This window comes from Polaromonas sp. P5_D5 (genome assembly GCF_054049435.1).
This window is the reverse complement of record NZ_JBFUMJ010000002.1, coordinates 1133188-1147859: the sequence shown is the minus strand read 5'-3', so window position 1 is coordinate 1147859 and position 14672 is coordinate 1133188. Positions and strand designations below refer to the sequence as shown.

Below are 14672 nucleotides of genomic sequence, written 5' to 3'. Positions count from 1 at the left end.
ACAAAGACAGAACACAGAGGCACACAAGAAAATGACCATCCAGAGCAACAAAGTCCACCTGATCGACCACCCGCTGGTACAGCACAAGCTCACCCTGATGCGCCGTAAGGACGCCTCCACCAACACCTTCCGCACCCTGCTCAACGAGCTCAGCATGCTGATGGCCTACGAGGTCACGCGTGACATGCCGATGCAGGACATCGAGATCGAGACCCCGCTCGAAATCACCACCTCCAAAGTCATCGACGGCAAGAAGCTGGTGTTTGTCTCTATCCTGCGCGCCGGCAACGGCATTCTTGAAGGCATGCTCAGCGTGGTGCCCGGCGCCCGCGTCGGCCACGTCGGCCTGTACCGCGACCCGAAAACCCTGACGGCGGTCGAGTACTACTTCAAGATGCCGCACGACATGGAAGAGCGCGACATTGTCGTGGTCGACCCAATGCTCGCCACCGGCAACTCGGCCATCGCGGCGGTCGAGCGGCTCAAGGAGCTCAACCCCAAGTCCATCAAGTTCGTCTGCCTGCTGACCTGCCCCGAAGGCATCAAGGCCCTGCAGACCGCCCACCCGGACGTGCCCATCTACACCGCCGCCATTGACCGCGAACTCAACAGCCATGGCTACATCCTGCCGGGCCTGGGCGACGCGGGCGACCGGATCTTCGGAACCAAATAAGGCCTCCGCCCTTTATGGACGTGCGCAAGCAGCTCCTGAATTGATAGCAGTTTCCAGACACCGCCAACCCACCTGAAAACCCAACCGGAGAGTCCCATGCCTCAGATTTTCAAGCGCCGCCAGCTCGTTCTATTGGCAACCGCCCTCGCAACCGCCCTGCCCGGCCTGGCCCTTGCCCAGGCAGCCAAAACCAAGGTTGCGGCCATCTACACCGTGCCGTTTGAGCAGCAATGGGTCAGCCGCCTGCACAAGGCGCTCAAAGCCGCCGAAGCGCGCGGGGAGATCGAATACAAGGCCACTGAAAACGTCTCCAATGCCGACTACGAACGTGTCATGCGCGAATACGCCACGGCCGGCAACGCGCTCATCGTCGGCGAAGCTTTTGCGGTGGAGGCCGCGGCCCGCAAGGTCGCCAAGGACTTCCCGAAAGTGTCCTTCCTCATGGGCTCGTCCGGCAAGGTGCAGGAGCCCAACTTCTCGGTGTTCGACAACTACATTCAGGAGCCGGCCTACCTAAGCGGCATGATCGCCGGCGGCGTGACCAAGAGCAACAAGATCGGCATGGTCGGCGGTTTTCCGATTCCCGAAGTCAACCGCCTGATGAACGCCTTCATGGCAGGCGCCAAAGAAACCAACCCCAAGGTCGAGTTCAGCGTGAGTTTCATCAACAGCTGGTTTGACCCGCCCAAAGCCAAGGAAGCCGCCTTCGCCATGATCGACAAGGGCGCCGACGTGATGTACGCCGAGCGCTTCGGTGTGAGCGACGCCGCCAAGGAAAAGGGCAAGCTGGCCATCGGCAACGTCATCAACACGCAAGACAAATACCCCGACACCGTGGTGGCGTCGGCCCTGTGGAACATGGAGCCCAGCATCGACCGCGCGATCAAGGCCGTCAAGGAAGGCAAATTCAAGGCCGAAGACTACGGCCCGTATTCCATGATGAAGTACAAGGGCTCCGAACTCGCCCCGCTGGGCACCTTCGAGAAAAAGGTGCCCGCCGACATCGTTGCCAAGGTCAAGGCCAAAGAAGCCGACATCCTGGCCGGCAAGTTCACCGTCAAGGTCGACGACGGCCAGCCCAAGTCCACCGCCAAATAAGCCGGCGTTTCACCGCCCCACCTGAAAGCGCCGTATGCATTCCCTGTTTTGCTTGCGGCGTTTTCTTTTCAGTCAGCCTGTTGCCTGGCGGGCCGCGGCGCCGCTGGCCTTCCTGGCCTTTCTGTCATTTGGCCTGTTGGGATGTGCGGGTCCGGCGTCTGTCCCATCCAATCCATCAGGCGCAGCTGCGGGCATTCCTGTCCGGCTTGACGCCACGCCCCGCATCGCGGTGATGTCGGCTTTTCAGCCCGAACTGACCCTGTTGCTCAACCGCTTGCAAGGCCCCGCCAGGCACCGCATCAACGGCGTCGATTTCACCACCGGCACCCTGCAGGGCAAGCCGGTTGTGCTGTTCCTTTCCGGCATCAGCATGGTCAATGCGTCCATGAACACGCAGCTGGTGCTGGACCGTTTCAACATCACCCACATCGTCTTTAGCGGCATCGCCGGTGGCGTCAACCCGGCCCTGCACATCGGCGACGTCAGCGTACCCACCCAATGGAGCCAATACCTTGAAGTGCTGATGGCACGCGAAACTTCGCCGGGCCGCTTCACTATCCCGCCGCGCATGGAGGCGCAGACCCTGGCGCCCTTCGGCATGCTGCACCCGCGCCCGGTTGAAACGCGCACCGCCGCCAACCCGGCGCCCGTACGCAAGTTTTGGTTTGAAGTCGACCCCCGGATGCTCGCGGTTGCCAGGGGCATGGGCAACATCGAACTCGGCGCCTGCAACGCGGGGGTATGCCTCACGCACAAACCGCAGCTGATGGTGGGCGGCAACGGCGTGTCGGGCCAGGCCTTTGTCGACAATGCTGCCTTCCGCGAATACGCCTTCAAGACCTTCCAGGCCAACGTACTCGACATGGAAACCGCCGCCGTGGGCATGGTGGCCTACAGCAACAGCGTGCCTTACATCGCCTTCCGGTCGCTCAGCGACCTGGCCGGCGGCGGTGAAGCCGCCAATGAAATGGTCACTTTCATGAACATCGCTGCCGACAACTCGGCCAAGGTTCTATTGGCGTTTCTCGCGGCCTGGAAATAACATGCCCGAGCTCACCGGCATCGACCACATCTACATTGCCGTGAGCAACATGGCCGAGTCGGAAGCGTTCTACGACAAGCTCATGCTCAAGGCACTCAGCTGCCGCAAAAACACCTTCACCATCGGCGGCGACCCGCACATCCAGTACTACAACCGCCACTTTGGTTATGTGCTGCGGCCAGCCCGCTCGCAAGCCGCGCACGACTCATACTCGCCCGGCCTTCATCACTTCTGCCTGCGCGTAGACACCATCGAAGACGTGGCCGAATGCGCACGGCTGCTGCAGGCCTCCGGCATCAACGCCAGCGAGCCGCACAACCACGGCGAATACGCACCCGACTACTGGGCCACTTTTTTCACCGACCCCGACGGCCTTCGTCTGGAGATCACCAACTACCGCCAGGAGCGGCGCGACCGGCATGACCACTGGGCATCCCTCGGCTGAGAACGCACAACCGCCGGCGCTGCGGCTGAACGGCATCACCAAACGCTTCGGCCCGCTGGTTGCCAACGACGCGATTTCGCTTCAACTGCACAGCGGTGAAATCCTCGCGCTGTTGGGTGAAAACGGCGCCGGCAAGTCCACGCTGGTGTCCATCCTCTTTGGCCACTACACCGCCGACGAAGGCCACATCGAAATCTTTGGCCAGTCGCTGCCACCGGGTAACCCCAAGGCCGCGCTGGCGGCGGGTGTCGGCATGGTGCACCAGCATTTCACGCTGGCCGACAACCTCAGTGTGCTCGACAACGTGATGCTGGGCAGCGAGCCGCTGTGGCAACTGTTTTCACGTCGCAGAGCAGCCCGTGCCAGGCTGCTGGACGTGGCCCGGCGCTTTGGCCTGCCCGTGGCGCCCGATGCCAGGGTGGGCAGCCTCTCGGTCGGTGAACGCCAGCGTGTCGAGATCCTGAAAGCGCTGTACCGCGGTGCACGCATCCTGATCCTGGACGAACCCACCGCCGTGCTGACGCCGCAGGAAAGCGAGGCGCTTTTCGATACGCTGGGCCAGATGGTGGCGCAAGGCCTGTCCATCATTTTCATCAGCCACAAGCTCGGCGAGGTGCTGCGCGTGTCGAACCGGGTGGCTGTGCTGCGCGGTGGCAAGCTGGTGGCCGAAGCACCTGCCGCCGGTACCAGCCAGGCGCAGTTGGCGCAATGGATGGTCGGCCACGCCGTCACCACCACACAACGCCGCCCCGCGCCGTCAACCGGCCTGCCGGTCTGCACGCTGGAAGGCGTCAGCACGGCCGATGCGGGGCAAGACCGCCTGGATGGCGTTTCGCTTCAGCTCAAGGCCGGTGAAATCGTCGCCATTGCGGGTGTCTCAGGCAACGGCCAGCTCGCCCTGGCCGACCTGCTGTGTGGCACCCGCGCCGCCAGCCAGGGCTCCGTGACATTTCTGGGCCAACCCATGAAGGCCTCGCCAGCCTGGCTGGTCACCCAGGGCGTGGCGCGCATCCCCGAAGACCGGCATGGCGTGGGCGTGGTTGGCGACCTCAGCGTCTGGGAAAACGCCGTGTCAGAGCGCTTGCGCAGCCCGGTGTTTTCCAAAGTGCTGTGGGTCAAGCGCAAGGCCGCGCAGGCCCATGCAGCCCGCATCATGCGCGAGTTTGACGTGCGCGGCGGCGGACCGGACACCGCGGCGCGCTCGCTGTCGGGCGGCAATATGCAAAAGCTCATCCTCGGGCGGGCGCTCGTGGCCCCCACGCTTGTCGCTTCGCGTACTGCGCTGCCCCCCGAGGGGGCTATTTTTCCTAGGGGCGGCCCGTCGGAAAAATGTTTCCCCTCTTCCGAAACCGCACCCCAGCCGGCCAAACTGATCATCGCCCACCAGCCCACCTGGGGCCTGGACATCGGCGCCGTTGCCTATGTGCAGCAGCAACTGATCGCAGCACGAGACGCCGGCGCGGCCGTGCTGGTCATTTCTGATGACCTGGACGAAGTGGTGGCGCTCGGCGACCGCGTGGCGGTGATGCACGCGGGCCAGCTGACGGAGGCTCTGCCCGCCGAAGCCTGGACACGCGAGGCCATTGGGCTGGCCATGGCTGGAGCCAATGGGGGTGACTCGAGCGCCGCCGGGCCGCCCCAAGGAGCGAGGGCCCCCTCGGGGGGCAGCGCATTACACGAAGTGAAAAGCGTGGGGGCCAACCAGTTATGAGGCTGGAGAAAAGAACACAAACCTCAAAGCTGGCCCTGGTGCTCGCGCCCATAGGCGCCATCGTCTTCACCTTGCTGATCAGCGCACTGCTGGTGCTGTGGGCCGGTGCACCGTTGGGCCAAACCTATGTGCTGCTGTTCAAGGGCGGCTTTGGTTCCGTCTTTGCCCTCAGCGAAACCTTCACCCGTGCAGTGCCCCTCATCCTGACCGGCCTGGCCGCCACGGTGGCCTTCAAGGCGCGGCTTTTCAACATTGGCGCCGAAGGCCAGCTTTATGCCGGCGCGCTGGCCGCCGTGGCTGTGGGCGGCATGCATGGGGGTACCGGTTTTGAGCTCCCCACCTGGCTGCTGTTCGGGCTGATGATGCTGGCCGCCGCCGTTGCCGGTGCGCTGCTGTTGCTGGGCCCGGCCCTGCTGAAGGCCCGGCTGGGCGTCGATGAAGTCGTCACCACCCTGCTGCTCAACTTCATCATGCTGCTGTTTGTGTCGGCCATGCTCGACGGCCCCATGAAAGACCCCACCGCCATGGGCTGGCCGCAAAGCGTGGCGCTGCAGGGCGATCTGGAGCTTTCCAGGCTCGTCGCGCAGACACGCATCCACGCCGGCCTGCTGTGGGCCGCTGCGCTGGCTGTGGCGCTGTGGGCCTTGCTGAAGTACACCGTGCTGGGCTTTGACATACGCGCTGTGGGCGCCAACGCCAAAGCCGCGGCGTTCGCCGGCGTGCCCGTCACCCGCACGGTGGTGCTGGTTGCCCTGCTCTCGGGCGCGCTGGCCGGACTGGCCGGCGCCATCGAGGTGGCCGGCCGCACCAGCTACGTCACGCTCGACATGTCACCCGGCTATGGCTACACCGGCATCGTGATCGCCATGCTGGCCGCGCTCAACCCCATGGGCGTTCTGGCGGCAGCCGTGTTTGTGGCGGGCGTGCTGGTCGGCGCCGACACCATGAGCCGGGCCGTGGGTGTGCCGACCTATATCGCCGACGTCATCGTGGCGGCGTCGCTGATCTCGGTGCTGGTGGCCACGTTGATGACGCAATACCGGCTGGTAGTCAAAGAAAAAGGCCGGGCCGCATGAAATTCTTCGGCTCACGCGCCCTGCCAACCCATCAGGCCACTGACGCCCGGGCTGAACCTGCACGCACAGTTCTTAAGAAAATAATAGCCACAAGCCAATACAGACGGGCGCAACCAGCTATTAAATTCATAGCGACAGCTGCCTGCACACCACAGGGAAAAGGCTTCCTGCATGGCTGAAATGCTCGATATCCTCGCCGCCGCGCCCTTCTGGATCGCCGTCCTGCGCATCGCCACGCCGCTCATCCTGGGCACCCTGGGTGTACTGCTGTGTGAGCGTGCCGGCGTGCTCAACCTGGGCATCGAGGGCATCATGGTTGCCGGCGCCTTCAGCGGCTGGCTGGCCGTGTACGGCGGCGCGCCGCTGTGGGTTGGCGTGGGTGTGGCGGCGCTTACCGGTGCGATGTTCGGCTTGCTGCACGCCTTTCTCACCGTCGGCCTGGCGCTGTCGCAGCACGTGTCCGGGCTTGGCATCACCCTGCTGGCCACCTCGCTCAGTTACTACGGCTACCGCGTCAGCTTTCCCAAAGTCGACACGCCACCCACCATCACACCCTTTGCTCCCATGCATTGGCTAGACGGCTTTCCCGGCGGCGGGCTGAACGTGCTGGCCGCGCAAACCTCGCTCACGCTGCTGGCGCTGCTGCTGGTGCCGTTGATCGCCTGGCTGGTCTACCGCACACCGGCCGGCCTGGCCATCCGCATGGTCGGCGAGAACCCCCAGGCCGCCGAAGGCCAGGGTGTCTCCGTCGCCGCTACCCGCACCGCCGCCATCGTGGCCGGCTCGGCACTCATGGGCGTGGCAGGCTCCTTCCTCACGCTGTCGGCGTTTAACGCCTTTTTCTTCAACATGGTCAATGGCCGCGGCTGGGTGTGCGTGGCACTGGTGGTGTTTGCCTCGTGGCGGCCCGGCAAGGCACTGCTGGGCGCGCTGCTGTTCGCCTTCTTCGACGCACTGCAGCTGCGCCTGCAAACCTCGGGCATCGTGAATGTGCCCTATCAGGTGTACTTGATGCTGCCCTACGCCCTCTCCATCCTGGCGCTGGTGCTGGTGGCGCGCAAGGCGGCGTATCCTCAGGCGTTGATGAAACCTTATCGAAAAGGCGAGCGCTGATGACGACGACACCCCTTGCCCCACGCGGCACGCTGCTGGCCGCCTTGCTGGTACTGGGCTGCGCCAACGCGCAGGCGCTGGGCAGTGACTACAGCTACGACAGCTTCAAGACACCCGACGCTGTAAGCTGGGTGCAGATGTGCGGCACATGGGGCAAGGACCACCAGGGCACCTACCGCGTCGTGCACGCCGACCAGTACGCACAATCATTCCTCTACATCCAGTGGATGACACGCGACGCCAACGGCAGCCTGCATGCCGGGCACACCGTGGGGATCGCCGAACTGAACAACGACCACTCGGAGATCATGCTCAGCGGCCTAACATGCCGCATAACGCCGCGCGGCATCACGCTCACGGCGCGCGCCGCCTCAGGCCATGACGACAAGTTGCGCCGCGTCACTATCGAGGTCGGTCCGGCCAATGGCCAGTACCGCTACCGCGCGCAACGCGCACACTGAAACCCAATACATCTTCACTGCCATGCTCGACCTCCTCATCACCCACGCCAGCCTGCCCGATGGCCGCAACAACATCTCCATTGCCGTGCAAAACGGGAAGATCACCGAGGTCAGCGAAGGCCCCATCACTGGCGCGCAAGCCCGCGAGACGGTAGACGCCGAGGGCTACCTGCTCAGCCCGCCCTTCGTCGACCCCCACTTCCACATGGACGCCACGCTGAGCTACGGCCTGCCGCGCGTCAATGAAAGCGGCACACTGCTCGAAGGCATCGCACTGTGGGGCGAGCTGAAGCCGCTGCTCACAGCCGAAGCGCTTATCGAACGCGCCCTCACCTACTGCGACTGGGCCGTGGCCAAAGGCCTGCTCGCTATTCGCAGCCATGTAGACACCAGCGACCCCAGCCTGCTGGCGGTAGACGCGTTGCTTGAAGTCAAAAAGCAGGTCGCCCCCTACATCGACCTGCAGCTGGTCGCCTTCCCGCAAGACGGCGTGTTGCGAACAAAAGGTGGCATCAACAACCTTGAGCGCGCACTCGACAAGGGCGTAGACGTGGTCGGCGGCATCCCGCACTTTGAACGCACCATGGCCGACGGCACCGCCAGCGTGAAGCGGCTCTGCGAAATTGCGGCCGAACGCGGCCTGCTGGTCGACATGCATTGCGACGAGTCCGACGACCCGCTTTCACGCCACATCGAAACCCTGGCTTACGAGGCCCAGCGCCTGGGCCTGCAGGGCCGCGTCAACGGCAGCCATTGCACTTCCATGCACAGCATGGACAACTACTATGTCAGCAAGCTGCTGCCCCTGATCGCCGAGAGTGGCGTCAGCGTCATCGCCAACCCGCTGATCAATATCACCCTGCAAGGCCGCCACGACACCTACCCCAAGCGCCGCGGCATGACCCGCGTGCCCGAACTGATGGCCGCTGGTGTGACTGTCGCCTTCGGCCACGACTGCGTGATGGACCCCTGGTACGGCATGGGCAGCGGCGACATGCTGGAAGTCGCTCACATGGGCCTGCACGTGGCGCAGATGACCAGCCAGAAAGGCATACGCCAGTGCTTTGATGCGGTGACCCTCAATGCTGCGAAGGTGATGCACCTCAAAGGTTATGGGCTGGAGGTGGGGTGTGATGCAAGCTTTGTGTTGTTGCAGGCCCGGGACCCGGTCGAGGCGATCCGATTGCGGGCGAACCGGTTGAAGGTGTGGAAGAAGGGTGTACTGCTAGCTGAAACCCCAGAGGTCGCGGCGACATTGCAGTTGCCGAAACGCCTGCCCACTACCCGTTTTATGACTTGAAGAGCCATCCGGAAAATGACACTTCCGATCAAGGGGACCCTGTGAATTCATCTGTTGACCATGCCGGGCTCATCGCCACTTACAGGAGGGCGGAGGCAGAGGCTGCGCACAAGTCCGGATTAATCAAGGCGGCTGCAGCCAAAGGCCCCAAGGCGATCCAGATGGCCGTCGAGACAGCAGACAAGGCRGCAAAACGCMGGGATGCGTACGCAAAAAAGCTCGCGGCGCTAGGGGTGCAACTCAAGGTCTGAGCAATATCCGGTGCCCTCCCCGCGAAGGACAAGGGTTGGTTGCGGATAATCGGGATTTGGAGAGAAACCCGATGCAAACAGACGCACCAGAAGACGCACTGGACGAAGCACCCGACGACGAACCGGAGCCGATCGAGGAATACGTCCCCGGCGTCGCAAACGGCCGCAACTACATGGCCAGGCTGTGCCATCTGCCTGACGGTCCCTGGTACATCGATGTGGTGCATGTTGAATCGCTGCCGCCCTTGCACGACAGCGACAGGACCTGGCTCACGCGCGCTGAGGCTGTTCAGGCGGCAGACAAGCTGGTTGCCGATCTGGCGCACTGACCGGCGCGAATGTAACGCTTGGTCATGGTCCTTGCAGCGTACGCAAGCAGCTCCATATGGATGCCAGCGGCCCGCCGGGCCTGCACCTTCACCCAAGGAGTTTTCATGTTCAAACGCCTGACTTTGCTCTGGGTTCTGGTACGCGGCGACGCGCGGCGGCTGTGGACAGCACTGCGCCACCCGGAAGCGCCCGCCTGGCTGAAATGGGGCACCGCGGCGATTGCGCTCTACCTGTGCTCGCCCATTGACTTGATCCCCGACATCCTGCCGGTCATTGGCATCGCTGACGATTTGGTACTGGTTCCGCTGGCGATCCGCTGGCTGTTGAATCGCCTGCCGCCCGGGATCGCCGATCCTGCGCCGAAGCGTTCGGCCTGAGCACCGGCGATGCTGTAATGGGCATCCCAAGCCAGTTCGCCATTTCAGCTCGCCCTTCTATTGATGCCCACACGCCCCGTTTCACTGACCGTTCCGCTCCCTTCGGGCGGTACCATCTCCGGCCTGCTGCAAAAACCTGCCAGCGCCAAGGCGTGTTATGTGTTCGCCCACGGCGCGGGCGCGGGCATGAACCACACCTTCATGGAGGCGATTGCCCAAGGTCTCGCGGAACGCGACATTGCCAGCTTGCGCTTCAATTTTCCGTTCATGCAACAAGGCTCGAAACGACCAGACTCCCCAGCCGTTGCGCATGCGGCAATCCGGGCGGCAGTTGCTGAAGCGGCGTGGCAAATGCCTGATGTGCCGTTGTTTGCCGGTGGCAAGTCCTACGGTGGGCGCATGACCACGCAGGCGCAGGCGGCTGAGCCATTGCCCGGACTGAAGGGCCTTGTGCTGGTGGGCTTTCCACTGCACCCAGCCGGCAAGCCCTCAACCGAACGCGCCGCGCACCTAGGCGGCGTCAAGCTGCCGATGCTTTTTCTGCAAGGCACGCGCGACGGCCTCGCTGATCTGGACTTGATCACCCAGACCACGGCGGGCCTCGGTAAAAAGGCAAGCCTGCACATCGTGGATGGCGCCGACCACGCCTTTCACGTGCTGGTGCGTTCAGGCCGCACCGATGCGCAGGTGCGCGAGGAATTGCTGGACACCATGGCCGCGTGGATGACGAAGCACCAGCGTGCAGCGTGATCGTCAGTTCCCTGATGTACCAGGAGAGCCGCTTGGCACTCTGTATGGCGTGTGAGCCAGGACAAATACCCGCTTAAACCTGACCACCGCTAGGCATGGCTGCTGACAGGTGATGCGCCCAACGGCCCCCAGACTGGCCTGACTACGAAAGCCCGTCATGCCGCTCGATACCCCTTCCTCTCTTCGCCTTGTAACCCCACAGCTTTCCCGGCTCTCCCGTCGCACCCTCGTCGCTGCCTTGTGCCTGACGGGGCTGGGCCTGGCCAGCAACGGTGCATGGGCGGCCAAGCCCAAAAAGACGGCGGCAAGCAACCAGCCCTTTGACACAGAAGCCTTCAACAACGCCACCGACAGTCCCTTGCTGCGCAGTGGCAGCAAAGGCGCAGCGGTAGCCCGCGCACAGATCATGCTGGACCGGGCCTGGTTCTCCTGCGGCGAGATCGACGGGCGCTTTGCCACCAACATGCAGCGCATGGTCAAGGCCTACCAGACCGCGAACGACCTCAAACCCACGGGTACCGTCACTGCGGAAACCTGGGTTTCGCTGCGCAAGGACGGCGCTCCGCTTCTGACAAGCTATACCGTGACAGAGAAGGACGCCGCCGGCCCTTTTGAAAAGACGCCTGTGGCGATGGACGAGCGCGCGAAGATGAAAGCGCTGGTGTATGAATCGGTGGAAGAAGCGCTGGCGGAAAAATTCCACACCAGCACCGGCTACCTCAAGCAGCTCAACGGCGGCATCAACATCGAGGCCGGCAAGCAGATCACCGTGCCATATATCGCGGTCAGCGCCACGCCGGTCAACGCGGCTTCCATCGAAATCGACAAGTCCGAGCGTGTGCTCTACGTGCTGGACACCGCCAAGCGCCTGGTGGCGGGTTTTCCCATCAGCATAGGCAATGAAAAGAACGACCCGCTGCCGCTGGGCATGATGGCCATCAAGAACGAGGTCAAAAATCCTGGCTTCACCTACAACCCTGCGTTGCTGAAAAACGCACCCAAGGATGCGCAAAAGGTCGACATCGCAGCCGGTCCCAACAACCCCGTCGGCACCATCTGGCTGGGCCTGACCAAACCGCACTGGGGCATTCACGGCACACCCAACCCTTCCAATGTGGGCCATTCCGAAACCAATGGCTGCATTCACATGACCAACTGGGACGCAGAGCGCCTCTCGACCCTGGCGAAAGCCGGCTTCAAAGTGAGCGTCAAGGCTTGATGGCATCCACACCCGCCCGCCTCAAGAGAACGGCGTTTGCCATCTGTGCGCTGCTGGCCGTGGCGGCAGGCGTGATACTGGGCACGCGCAAGGAAGAGGCAGTTACACAAGTCATACAGCCCGCCACGCCGCCAGCCAGCCAGGCGCTGGCGCCCGCCGTCCCGGCAAGAGAGGCCGACAAGCCACCCCTTGTGGTTCAGACCATAGAGGCAGCCGCGCCCTCACCGGCCCAGCCGCCCCCACCCGCATCTGTCGCCGATGACCCGGAAATTTCGCAGTTACGACTACGCGTCCTGACACTTCCGGTGCAAGGCGTCATGCCCGCCCAGCTCAGCGACACCTACACCCAGGCGCGCGCAGCAGGCGCCCCGCATGAAGCCATAGACATCATGAGCGCACGCGGCACGCCAGTGCTCGCCGTCGAGGACGGCAAAGTGGCCAAGCTGTTCCTGAGCAAACCCGGTGGCATCACGATTTACCAGTTCGACCCGGCCAGCCAGTACGCGTACTACTACGCCCACCTGGACCGCTATGCCGAAGGCCTCACCGAAGGCGCCAGCCTGCGCAAAGGCCAGGTCATCGGCTATGTCGGCAGCACCGGCAATGCATCACCCGACGCACCGCACCTGCACTTCGCGATCTTCAAGCTGGGGCCGGAGCGCCAGTGGTGGCGCGGCGCCCCGCTGAATCCTTATCTTGTCTGGCGCGACGCCAGGCCGTGAGCAACCCGGCCGATGACGTGCCGGCTCATGCTGACGCGCTATGCACTTGCCAGCCTGGCAAGCGCCTTCACCCCTGCCTTCCTGAACAGTCGCGCACCTAACCGCAAACCGCCGCAGGGCAGGCAGCTCCTTCACGATCTCAACACCCACGCAAGACCTGAGCAACAGATGTTTGTTGTTATCGAGGCCGAGTGCGTCAGGATTTCGCGGGTATAAATCCTGCATTGCCACCTATTTCTGCCGATAGTTGGCTTGAATATAAGATCGGCGTGATCACCAAAAAACAAGCTTGCTGCGCAAGCCGCCTTTCATCGGAGGGAGACCGATACGTGAAAACAGCAAATACCCACGCAAAAGAGAGCGTGGCCTTAAAAACCAGACGGGCGGGTTCTGGTTTTTTGTGCCCTGGCCTTGCTGCCGACGAGAACCATGTTCACTCGTACCGCGCGGCAGCATAAAACCATGGCACGAACCCTGCGCCAAATTCTCTGCGGCGTGCTGCTCTTCCAGAGCTGGGCCTTCGCAGCCAATCCTTCGTCCGTCCCGACCGCCTACACCACCGCGCTTTACGAAACGAGTGTGGGCAGCAATCCCGCGCAGGCCTACTTCCTGGTGAACGTATTGCGCCGGGCTGAAGCTCCCAAGGCGGACCTTGAAGCCTTCCGCGCCGAACTGCTGCATGGCTATGTAGCCCAAATGACCAGCGCAGCGCCACCGACCGCCGCGCCCAAACCCGCGCCAGGCCTTTGGGAGTCACTCATGCGGCGGTTGCCGGGCCGGGCGAAACCGCCAACAGACAATGTGGCCGCAGTCATCGCGCGCGGCCGGCAGCACGGCGACGTGATGAGCCCCGCGTTCCGCGCCACCTGGCAGACGGCGATCAACCAGGCGATGACACCGCGTTGGGGACCCGGCACCTCAGGCGCGCCGGTTTTCACGCTGGAGCTGCGCGACATGCAGCCTATCGCGCCCGGCATCTGGGCTGCACCCTCTGCCGAGGGTCAGGTGCGCCTGATGCTGTCGCTGCGTCTGGCCAACACCAGTTCGGTGACACTGCCCCTGTACCGCCCCGACATCGTCCTGCAAGGCACGCTGCGCTTTACCTGTAACTGGGACAGGACACGGATAAGGCAGAGCGAAATGCAGGCCAATGAAGTCACCTTGCTGCAACCCGGCGCCGAATCAGATCCCCTGGCGTGCGAAGCACCTCCAGTGCCCGGGTATTGGCGCGAGCAGGTGCCCGCGCTGCTAGCCGCCAACGGCAAGGCGGGTCTGCAAACCGTGGTCGTTCCGCACGAGCTGGACAGCAACCAGCGGCTGTACCACATGGAATTGGCGTTCTCGCATGCGGCGCCGCAAGCTGTCAGCTGGAGCCAGCGCCTGATGAAGGCCCGGCATGAGAAGTACCGCCAGTGGTCTCCTGCCAAAACCGCACTGGAGCCACCCGAGTCGGGCAGTTTGACGGCTGCGCCGCATCACGGATGGAAGGCGACCGCCACATTGCTGGCGACCTTCCTCGGCGCCACCGTGTTGGCGCTCGGCCTGTTTGCCGGCGGCCGCGCGGCGCGTAGCGCGGGCGTGCCGGAGGGCGTGGTTGCCGTTGTCTCGGTGCTGCTGGTAGGCGGCGCGTGGGTGCTGGCCACTGTGAAACTGGGCGGTGGCGGCACGGGTTACGACCATCCCCTGTATCTCGGCCTTGCCTTGGGGGCGGGCTTCGTCGGGCCGGTGGTGCTGGGCGTGGTGGCCCTGCATGCCCTGCACAAGGTGCTGGACGACGAGGAGATGGAATGGTGGCAGGCCGTGGCCACCGGCTGGCGCCTTACGCTGAATGTCACCGCAAAAACAAGCCGGGCTGAGTTCTGGGGTTTCCTGGCGCATGCTGCCTGGCTTTGGGCGCTGGCGCGCGTCTGCCTCATGCCGCTAGACCGCTGGATAGGCCTCGTCTTGCTGGTTCCCGTGGTGACGCTGACGGTCCGCCGCATGCTCAGCATGACGAGTCAGGAATGGCTCGAGATGGGGGTGATGCTGATATGCCTGCTGTTGCTTATGCTGGCGTGAGTTGCTGCGAGGTGGTGACAAAGTTGCGACGGCCAAAACAACGTTC

The 14672-nt window shown here is 63.6% G+C and carries 16 protein-coding genes; all 16 read left to right on the top strand.

The features are described from left to right. Positions 1 to 31: 31 nt before the first annotated feature. The 16 genes from upp (at position 32) to ACXJKE_RS12005 (ending at position 14626) form a co-directional block, all read left to right on the top strand. Positions 32 to 673 carry a uracil phosphoribosyltransferase gene (upp, locus tag ACXJKE_RS12080; RefSeq protein WP_457280809.1) on the top strand — a complete coding sequence of 214 codons (642 nt, stop codon included), beginning with the start codon at positions 32 to 34 and terminating at the stop codon, positions 671 to 673. Between the two features lie 96 nt (positions 674 to 769). Beyond that, positions 770 to 1771: a BMP family protein gene (locus ACXJKE_RS12075; protein WP_457280808.1), complete on the top strand. Its 1002-nt coding sequence runs from the start codon at positions 770 to 772 to the stop codon at positions 1769 to 1771. Between the two features lie 34 nt (positions 1772 to 1805). Next, positions 1806 to 2813, top strand: coding sequence for a 5'-methylthioadenosine/S-adenosylhomocysteine nucleosidase (locus tag ACXJKE_RS12070; RefSeq protein ID WP_457280807.1), 1008 nt, complete (start codon positions 1806 to 1808; stop codon positions 2811 to 2813). 1 nt (position 2814) lies between these two features. Beyond that, the gene (locus tag ACXJKE_RS12065; protein ID WP_457280806.1) at positions 2815 to 3258 is read left to right on the top strand and encodes a VOC family protein; all 444 of its coding nucleotides are present in this window, start codon (positions 2815 to 2817) and stop codon (positions 3256 to 3258) included. After that, positions 3233 to 4969 carry an ABC transporter ATP-binding protein gene (locus ACXJKE_RS12060; protein ID WP_457280805.1) on the top strand — a complete coding sequence of 579 codons (1737 nt, stop codon included), beginning with the start codon at positions 3233 to 3235 and terminating at the stop codon, positions 4967 to 4969. Before ACXJKE_RS12065 ends, ACXJKE_RS12060 begins: the two co-directional genes overlap by 26 nt. Then, positions 4966 to 6045, top strand: coding sequence for an ABC transporter permease (locus tag ACXJKE_RS12055; RefSeq protein WP_457280804.1), 1080 nt, complete (start codon positions 4966 to 4968; stop codon positions 6043 to 6045). The genes ACXJKE_RS12060 and ACXJKE_RS12055 overlap by 4 nt, the downstream gene beginning before the upstream one ends. A 171-nt stretch (positions 6046 to 6216) precedes the next feature. Continuing rightward, positions 6217 to 7158, top strand: coding sequence for an ABC transporter permease (locus tag ACXJKE_RS12050; RefSeq protein WP_457280803.1), 942 nt, complete (start codon positions 6217 to 6219; stop codon positions 7156 to 7158). After that, entirely contained in the window at positions 7158 to 7619 is a 462-nt protein-coding gene (locus ACXJKE_RS12045) for a hypothetical protein (protein ID WP_457280802.1), read from the top strand. The genes ACXJKE_RS12050 and ACXJKE_RS12045 overlap by 1 nt, the downstream gene beginning before the upstream one ends. A 22-nt stretch (positions 7620 to 7641) precedes the next feature. Then, complete coding sequence (locus ACXJKE_RS12040) at positions 7642 to 8919, top strand: amidohydrolase family protein (protein WP_457280801.1); 1278 nt, start codon at positions 7642 to 7644, stop codon at positions 8917 to 8919. A 41-nt stretch (positions 8920 to 8960) separates the two neighbouring features. Then, a complete protein-coding gene (locus ACXJKE_RS12035; protein WP_457280800.1) occupies positions 8961 to 9170 on the top strand; it encodes a hypothetical protein in 210 nt (69 codons plus the stop codon). 71 nt (positions 9171 to 9241) lie between these two features. Then, on the top strand, positions 9242 to 9499 hold the full coding sequence (locus ACXJKE_RS12030) for a hypothetical protein (RefSeq protein WP_457280799.1): 258 nt from the start codon (positions 9242 to 9244) through the stop codon (positions 9497 to 9499). 105 nt (positions 9500 to 9604) lie between these two features. Continuing rightward, positions 9605 to 9877 (top strand): YkvA family protein, encoded by a 273-nt coding sequence (locus tag ACXJKE_RS12025; RefSeq protein WP_457280798.1) that lies wholly within the window; start codon positions 9605 to 9607, stop codon positions 9875 to 9877. Positions 9878 to 9940: 63 nt separating this feature from the next. Further along, positions 9941 to 10627 (top strand): alpha/beta hydrolase family protein, encoded by a 687-nt coding sequence (locus tag ACXJKE_RS12020; protein WP_457280797.1) that lies wholly within the window; start codon positions 9941 to 9943, stop codon positions 10625 to 10627. 157 nt (positions 10628 to 10784) lie between these two features. After that, positions 10785 to 11846, top strand: a complete 1062-nt coding sequence (locus ACXJKE_RS12015; RefSeq protein ID WP_457280796.1) for a L,D-transpeptidase family protein — start codon at positions 10785 to 10787, stop codon at positions 11844 to 11846. Continuing rightward, a complete protein-coding gene (locus tag ACXJKE_RS12010; protein ID WP_457280795.1) occupies positions 11846 to 12568 on the top strand; it encodes a M23 family metallopeptidase in 723 nt (240 codons plus the stop codon). The genes ACXJKE_RS12015 and ACXJKE_RS12010 overlap by 1 nt, the downstream gene beginning before the upstream one ends. Before the next feature lie 429 nt (positions 12569 to 12997). Continuing rightward, on the top strand, positions 12998 to 14626 hold the full coding sequence (locus ACXJKE_RS12005; RefSeq protein ID WP_457280794.1) for a hypothetical protein: 1629 nt from the start codon (positions 12998 to 13000) through the stop codon (positions 14624 to 14626). The last annotated feature ends 46 nt before the right edge of the window (positions 14627 to 14672 follow it).

Excerpts from the sequence above, each read along its gene's own strand:
- upp (WP_457280809.1), top strand. The coding sequence starts at position 32 with ATGACCATCCAGAGCAACAAAGTCCACCTGATCGACCACCCGCTGGTA.
- ACXJKE_RS12075 (WP_457280808.1), top strand. The coding sequence starts at position 770 with ATGCCTCAGATTTTCAAGCGCCGCCAGCTCGTTCTATTGGCAACCGCC.
- ACXJKE_RS12070 (WP_457280807.1), top strand. The coding sequence starts at position 1,806 with ATGCATTCCCTGTTTTGCTTGCGGCGTTTTCTTTTCAGTCAGCCTGTT.
- ACXJKE_RS12065 (WP_457280806.1), top strand. The coding sequence starts at position 2,815 with ATGCCCGAGCTCACCGGCATCGACCACATCTACATTGCCGTGAGCAAC.
- ACXJKE_RS12060 (WP_457280805.1), top strand. The coding sequence starts at position 3,233 with ATGACCACTGGGCATCCCTCGGCTGAGAACGCACAACCGCCGGCGCTG.
- ACXJKE_RS12055 (WP_457280804.1), top strand. The coding sequence starts at position 4,966 with ATGAGGCTGGAGAAAAGAACACAAACCTCAAAGCTGGCCCTGGTGCTC.
- ACXJKE_RS12050 (WP_457280803.1), top strand. The coding sequence starts at position 6,217 with ATGGCTGAAATGCTCGATATCCTCGCCGCCGCGCCCTTCTGGATCGCC.
- ACXJKE_RS12045 (WP_457280802.1), top strand. The coding sequence starts at position 7,158 with ATGACGACGACACCCCTTGCCCCACGCGGCACGCTGCTGGCCGCCTTG.
- ACXJKE_RS12040 (WP_457280801.1), top strand. The coding sequence starts at position 7,642 with ATGCTCGACCTCCTCATCACCCACGCCAGCCTGCCCGATGGCCGCAAC.
- ACXJKE_RS12030 (WP_457280799.1), top strand. The coding sequence starts at position 9,242 with ATGCAAACAGACGCACCAGAAGACGCACTGGACGAAGCACCCGACGAC.
- ACXJKE_RS12025 (WP_457280798.1), top strand. The coding sequence starts at position 9,605 with ATGTTCAAACGCCTGACTTTGCTCTGGGTTCTGGTACGCGGCGACGCG.
- ACXJKE_RS12020 (WP_457280797.1), top strand. The coding sequence starts at position 9,941 with ATGCCCACACGCCCCGTTTCACTGACCGTTCCGCTCCCTTCGGGCGGT.
- ACXJKE_RS12015 (WP_457280796.1), top strand. The coding sequence starts at position 10,785 with ATGCCGCTCGATACCCCTTCCTCTCTTCGCCTTGTAACCCCACAGCTT.
- ACXJKE_RS12010 (WP_457280795.1), top strand. The coding sequence starts at position 11,846 with ATGGCATCCACACCCGCCCGCCTCAAGAGAACGGCGTTTGCCATCTGT.
- ACXJKE_RS12005 (WP_457280794.1), top strand. The coding sequence starts at position 12,998 with ATGTTCACTCGTACCGCGCGGCAGCATAAAACCATGGCACGAACCCTG.